General features: G+C 46.9%; 3 protein-coding genes. All 3 read right to left on the bottom strand.

The annotated features are described in order from the left end of the window. Nucleotides 1–197 precede the first annotated feature (197 nt). From GF617_RS26100 to GF617_RS26090, 3 genes are read right to left on the bottom strand one after another with little or no spacing between them, the layout of a single operon-like run. The gene (locus GF617_RS26100) at nt 198–2396 is read right to left on the bottom strand and encodes a DEAD/DEAH box helicase (protein WP_075191694.1); all 2199 of its coding nucleotides are present in this window, start codon (nt 2394–2396) and stop codon (nt 198–200) included. Further along, on the bottom strand, nt 2393–3709 hold the full coding sequence (locus GF617_RS26095; protein ID WP_203452741.1) for an ATP-binding protein: 1317 nt from the start codon (nt 3707–3709) through the stop codon (nt 2393–2395). The genes GF617_RS26100 and GF617_RS26095 overlap by 4 nt, the downstream gene beginning before the upstream one ends. Nucleotides 3710–3712: 3 nt before the next feature. Further along, nucleotides 3713–6022 (bottom strand): TerB N-terminal domain-containing protein, encoded by a 2310-nt coding sequence (locus GF617_RS26090; RefSeq protein ID WP_203452740.1) that lies wholly within the window; start codon nt 6020–6022, stop codon nt 3713–3715. Nucleotides 6023–6390 lie beyond the last annotated feature (368 nt).

The following is a 6390-nucleotide window of genomic DNA, read 5'->3' as shown; positions in this document are numbered from 1 at the left end:
CGCTCAATATTCGTAACCAGTAAGCGCATACCCTGAATCACTTCAAAGTGTAATTCTCAGGGTACGAATGACTATATCTCGCTCAAAGCAGACCTTATGACCTCGATTTCTGGCAGATCCGAGCCAAGAGCAAAAATTGATATCATCAATCGGCCTCAAGCTTAAGGGGAATATCTCCCCCTTTTTATGTAACCAGTTTACTGAAGATGTTCTTTCAGCCAGGTACACGCGCCTTCAATGTCATACGCTTTTTCCCCAAATCCTTTCGCAAGCAGAAACTCTGGTAAATATTCATCATATTTATCTAAGTACTTTTCTGGAACATTTACAGCAAGATCAAACGCTGAGGGCAAGCCTGACAGCAGCAGGCCTTTAAGGGCCTGTTGAACAGAAGTGATACTTGAGCCGTCAATTTCTATAACTCCAGCCAATGAATTAGCTTTAAAGCCACAACGTATGAGCAAGGCTGTAATCGTATTGACAACCTTATCTCCCATCCATGGGAGGATGTAACAGTATTGGCCGCTCGTAAGAAAATACTCATTTTGCAGGTTATAACTCTGGAAGTTACGACTGCCTTCCGCAAATAGGCTTCTGGCGGCAGAATCGGCATAATCTACTCTCTTGCTACCTATTGCTATGCGGTAATCACCTTCCCTATAGATAGCGAGCATTTCCTGACGAACGGCATCATGAACAGACATTCCCCCCCCACTAAATTGTGGTGGCTGACCGCCTTTGGTCGCCTCTACATAGATAACTTTTTTCTCTGTCTCGATCTCTGTCACTCTCCAGCGCCGCCCACCGAAGATGATGTGTTGATCTGGTAGCAGCGGGGAGTCCACAGGCACTGTTCCAAGGGTTCTGTTTCCGGTGACAATGCGGAACTCTTCTGGTGTGTTGAACACGGCATAAAACGTGTAATGGTTAGTCAGTTTCTCCCCCTCTGCCCCAACAACCATTTCTCCACTAGCGAGTTGAGTGAGCAGGCCACATGCCCCCATATGTTTAAGCAGGCTTTTGAAATCGCCTATATCCACATTACGGAACGGGCCTGTTTGACATAGCTGTGACCAGAGTTGATCGGCACGAACTCCGCCCCATTGCGCGGTAATTGCAAGAATCTGGTGTAGCAGCGTGGAGTAATGCATCTGCTGGGAATCGGCAGGCTCAAACCATTGTTTAGAGATCATCAATCTGATCATTGCCATCGACTGGACCAAATGCAGCCGTAGGTGGTCAACGATACTGCTAGTCACAGTGAGCTCATTTTCTGTAATTAGCATTCTTAGAACTGATGGGGAGTCGCGTCGCCCAGAACGTCCCATACGCTGACGCAGACTGGAAACAGTATGCGGAGGCGTAACTTGGATAACCGACTTAACCTTACCGATATCAATTCCCAACTCAAGCGTCATTGTACAAACAGCTGTTGTGGGCAAATTTCCTTTCTGAAGACGAGTTTCAAGCGCTTCCCGCAATTCCTTGGCAAGGGAACCATGGTGGGGAAAGAATTCATTGGGAACAATATGTTCCTCACACATGTCGCTCAGCGTGACAGCAATGCTTTCAGTCCGCTTTCGACTGTTTGCAAAGACCAAATGAGAATCGCCACGGCAAAGTCTAAAAATGTCAGCGCAAACGTCATGTTCAGCTGAACTCTGAAGTTCTTCTTCTTTTTGGAGCACTCGCTCCAGATAACCTTTGACCTGTACCTGAAGAGTGGCCTCGCTCTTACTATCTGTAACAGTTACGCAGGGTAGTCGTTTGTCCGGGCGCAAAAGTTCGGGTACTTTCTCCAGTTCCCCCAGCGTGGCACTCAACGCAACGCGGGGAATTGGATTTACCAGGCGTCCTAACACATGGTCAATTCTATTGAGCAGAGAAAGCAGCTGTACACCACGCTCTGAGCCAATGAAAGCATGAAACTCATCAATAACGATGTATGCGACTGACGAAAACGCCTGTTTGAGCCAGCCCATTGAATTTATGAGCAAAGACTCAAGTGACTCAGGTGTAATCAGTAAAATGCCAGCAGGGTTTGTCCGAGCCTTCTTCTTTTTGCTTTGTGGTACATCCCCGTGCCAAGGAGTCACTGGCATTTCCAATGCATCTCCAAGGCTCTCAAGACGACGGTACTGATCGTTAATCAATGCCTTCAACGGACTGATATAGACGATGCCAAATCCATTAGTGAGATCTGCAACTGCCGAACAGGCAGGAAGAAAGAAAGCCTCTGTTTTACCCGCTGCTGTGCCTGCACTGATTAGCACGTCTCGATCACGGGCTAAAATTGCCGGGATAGAACTCTCCTGCAAGGGCCTTAATGTAGACCACCCCTGCTTGTAAACCCACTTACGGACGCGGGGATCGAGACTATCATAGGCACTGCTCATAATTTGAAGTTCGCCAGTCCGTCGTCGTCATCGCTTTCCTCTATAATGGCGTCATCCATTTCGCTGGGCCTGTCCTCTTCAATCGCCACACCCTCGATTAGTGTTTGCCAGTTCATCGTTCTGTTTTGTTCCAGCACGGCCAGCATGTCTAGGAAACCTTTTATGGTATTACGGGGGGTACGGAAGTAAGCGTCTCCAATGGTTTTACTACAGTGATGCAGAAATCCAGTCAGTGCCTCATCTGGAACCAGAAAATTCTCTGGATCTCCGCCTGCATAAACATGACGAAGATTTCTCAGTAAAATATACAGTTCCTCAGGGGTGAGGCTGGCAAGATGCAAAGTGGGAGACGAGTAGTCAATCACTCCTGCTTTTTGCGCGAACCGATTTTCCGCCAGACGTGATTGGAGCGCCTCATAGCTGTAAAGACCTTTGCGAGGATCGAAAAGGAACTCTGGCGTCCCCCCGAGGATAAAACCAATATTCTCGGCTGAGCCTTGCAGGCAGTCATTCAGGATCCGCAAAATCTGTTCGTAGTTCGCTGTTCTTGCTTGCGTATTATTCAGTTTAAAGAGGTTCACCATTTCGTCGAGGCTGACCAAAAGACCGGCATAGCCTGCCTGGCGGACAAAAAGGCTCATCAGCTTCAAAGAGTCATAGAATGAAGCGTCTGAGATAATAGTCCGAACGTCGAGATCGTTACGGGCATCAGTTTTAGTGGTGTACTCTCCCCGCAACCAGCGAATAGCATTGGATTTTAGTGTTTCGTTATCCTGCTCATGCCCGCGCCAGAATGCATCAATGACCTTCGCAAAGTCATATCCGCCGACCATATCTGATAGTGCTGCCAGGCGTTTATGAATAACTGATGAAACCTCGGAGCCGTTCGTGTCAGCTTCCTTCCTTGCCTCCGTAACGAATCTTTCAACAACGCTAAGTAACGCATTACCATCCGGCTTGTTTCTGGTGGACATGTTTTTCATAAGCTCAGAATAGAGATTACGAGCCTGACCTCCCGATGAGTGAATGCGTCTGTCAGGAGAAAGGTCTGCACTGATTGACACCAGCTTCTTCTCTAGCGCAATAGAGCGCACAACACTCAGAAAGAACGTTTTACCAGAACCATATTCACCGATGATAAGTCTGAAGCTTGAACCACCGTCAGCAATCCTCTCAATATCTTGATGGAGAGCGGTGATCTCATTCACGCGGCCAACCTGGATATGCTGAATGCCTATCCTTGGCGTTACACCTGACTTAAGTGACTGAATAATAGCGTCACGTTCTTTCACTCTTATACGTGTTACAGACATTCACTATCCCTCTAATTCTTTGGCAATTTCCAGGTCAACCCAGATATCATCATCGGCATCGTCCAGTACCGGAGCATCAACCACCGCATAGGACCAGTCATTAATCACCTCAAGCGCACCGCCGAGCATCAAATTCAAATTTCCGCACAATTCTGTCGCCTCTTTCCGGGACCACTGTTCTTTCTCCAGCAAACTGTGATAAAGCTGGCTATGTGCGGAGTCTAGCCCCCCCGCCTCCGTTAATGAGGCTGGAGCGCTTTCTGGCTCTTCCGGTTCTTCTTCGGTGAAAATTGTGTTCAGCAATTTACGAACATCATCCGTGGCAGATTCGTGGCGGGCAAGTACATTAGCATCCAGTGTGAACCCTACTGCTGGCTGATCAGTTGGTACAGACGAGACGAGATCATGTTCAGTTGCGGAATGCTGATGGATATTGCTCGAGACAGATGAGGGATCCAGCCCCAAACTTGAATAAATCTTCTCAAGCTGTTTGATTTCGGCAGGCGCTATTGTCCCATCCGAACAGGCAACACTAACGATAACTTTGCCCACAGCAGCTTTTTCCGCGGCCCCCATCAACTCAATCCTGCTTTTCATTCCTGTCATATTGGCTGGGGTATGAAGTTGCCACGTTAAATACGCATGTAGAGAGCATTTTTCATCATCGGTGAAGCCAGTATTGTTGTTGATGGCATTCTCAAGCACTTTCTGTTCAGCTTGATCAAGAAAATCGTCAATCAAGGCGACCATCGCCCCTAATCTGAGCGTCATTACTGCTGAGATAAATTCAGGAGAAGGTGAGAAGCGTCCACCTTCGGCGGCAGGGAATAGAACAAGTGTCCCATCAACATCCGCCTTCACATGGTGATAATACGGGTCAGGTGCCAGACCGTAACCCATCTTCAGAGCAAAGGCCTGCATCAAATCGGCCTCTTTTTTATTGATCTTATTGGGGCAACTGGCATTCATATGTGCCCAAAAGTCAGCAACTGAGACTAACCCCTCCTTGACGAGGATCGCCTCATCAGCCCAGCGTTTGAATGAGCTTAATATTTTTTCTGCGCTTTCATTAACGATCTCTGAAGGGAGCAACATAATTGCAGCCGTATCATTGACTGACGTACCTTTCCTACCAAGGTAGCGACTATAAGCATCAAGTTCATCCGTACATATGTCGGCAAGAGCCATAATTTTCTGGACAGGGCTCTTCAACGCACTTGGATCAGGCAGGTCGGGAACAGGAAGTCGAACACCTCGCAAACTAGGACTTGCTGGTGTGTAATCTAACCTTAGGCGCGTTTTATTCGCCTTAACGACCATCCCTTCACCATATTTGAGGGTGTAACGCCGTTTGAAAAGCGCAGCAAACTCTTTAGCACAGCGGCGAGCCGGGGTACGCAGCGAATACTCGGTGTGGTTTATTACCCAATTCAACGCCAGTTCAGCTGATACAGGAACTCCTTCATGTACAGTTTTTGCCAGAGCCAGCTTAAATTGCATGCTGTTGCTGAAACCTGAATTGCTATCGAGCTCAGTGGCTAAGCCCATGTTCGGGCGCAGAATAGACATGGCTTCGAGTAATTGGGCCGAATATCCACGGAATGAGCGGTTCTCAATGAATACCGATCTTAACCGAGCGACTTCATTGAACAGATTACGGAACTCAGCATCAGGGCGTTTTGGGTCAGTGGAATCTACGAGCGCTTTTCTTTCCAGTCCGTAGAGGTAGATAAAAACATAGCCGATAGGACACGATGGATCAGACCTATCGCTGGCGAGCCAACTGACATACGCACCGCGTGCTTCTGGGGAAAGAGAGGAAAAACTGGGCCAGTATCCTAATGAACTGTCCTCGTAAAGATAAGAAGTAGGTTTTATCTTACATGTGTCATCAATTAATGATGCCTCACTTCCATCGTCATAATAGCCGCCTGATTCCTGACCGGAGGGCTTCATACGTTGCCCCACGTAAATGTGACCACCAGTGATTGTCACACCAGCTACAGTTATCATTTCACCCGGAAGGACCCATCGAGCTAATACACCATCTGATTTTGATGTTTTCTGATGATGATTGGTGGTTACTCGGAATTCTACACCCCGGCCACTGCTCAGTGTAAAGGTTGCCAGGTTGTCATCTTCACTTTCATCTTTTCGCATGACCGCCTCCTTTTTCTCGATGTCAGCAATCCATTCATTAGGTGGCGCGTTGACAGTTTTGGAAACAGGAGACTGGGTAGATTTATGCTTTTTCTTTTTGAAAAACAAAAAATAAACAACATAAATCGCCGCTAAAAATATCCATAACTCCATGAGCATAAACCTTAAAAATGACTTCTCATAGGCACCAAAAATGGCGAGGGAGAGTAAAGCAAGTGGAATAATCTCAAAATAATACTTCTAAATTGAGAAGGTTAAAACTAAATCGCATAAAAAAATAAGTTATTGATTAAAAGAATGAAAATCATCGGATAGGTGTGTTTTACCATCACTGAATTTTTAAGATGTACGAATGCCTGTTTGGTCATCCTCCTCAGAAGAATGTTGCACTGCTGTTACGCTATCATACGAGCAACTATAGTGAGGATGAAGACCTGACTGCTGCATGAATCGCCACGGGTTTAACAGACACCTCAGAGTCATTTAAGATGACTTAAAGAGAGGTGCCCATGAGCGGTAAG

The organism is Lelliottia sp. RWM.1, from assembly GCF_016859735.1.
Classification (GTDB): Bacteria; Pseudomonadota; Gammaproteobacteria; order Enterobacterales; family Enterobacteriaceae; genus Enterobacter.
Note: the sequence above shows the minus strand (reverse complement) of the source record. Positions and strands in the feature narration are given on the sequence as shown.

What these genes read in the sequence shown, in the direction of transcription:
- GF617_RS26090 (WP_203452740.1), bottom strand. Translation starts at nt 6,022, where the DNA reads ATGGAGTTATGGATATTTTTAGCGGCGATTTATGTTGTTTATTTTTTG.
- GF617_RS26100 (WP_075191694.1), bottom strand. Translation starts at nt 2,396, where the DNA reads ATGAGCAGTGCCTATGATAGTCTCGATCCCCGCGTCCGTAAGTGGGTT.
- GF617_RS26095 (WP_203452741.1), bottom strand. Translation starts at nt 3,709, where the DNA reads ATGTCTGTAACACGTATAAGAGTGAAAGAACGTGACGCTATTATTCAG.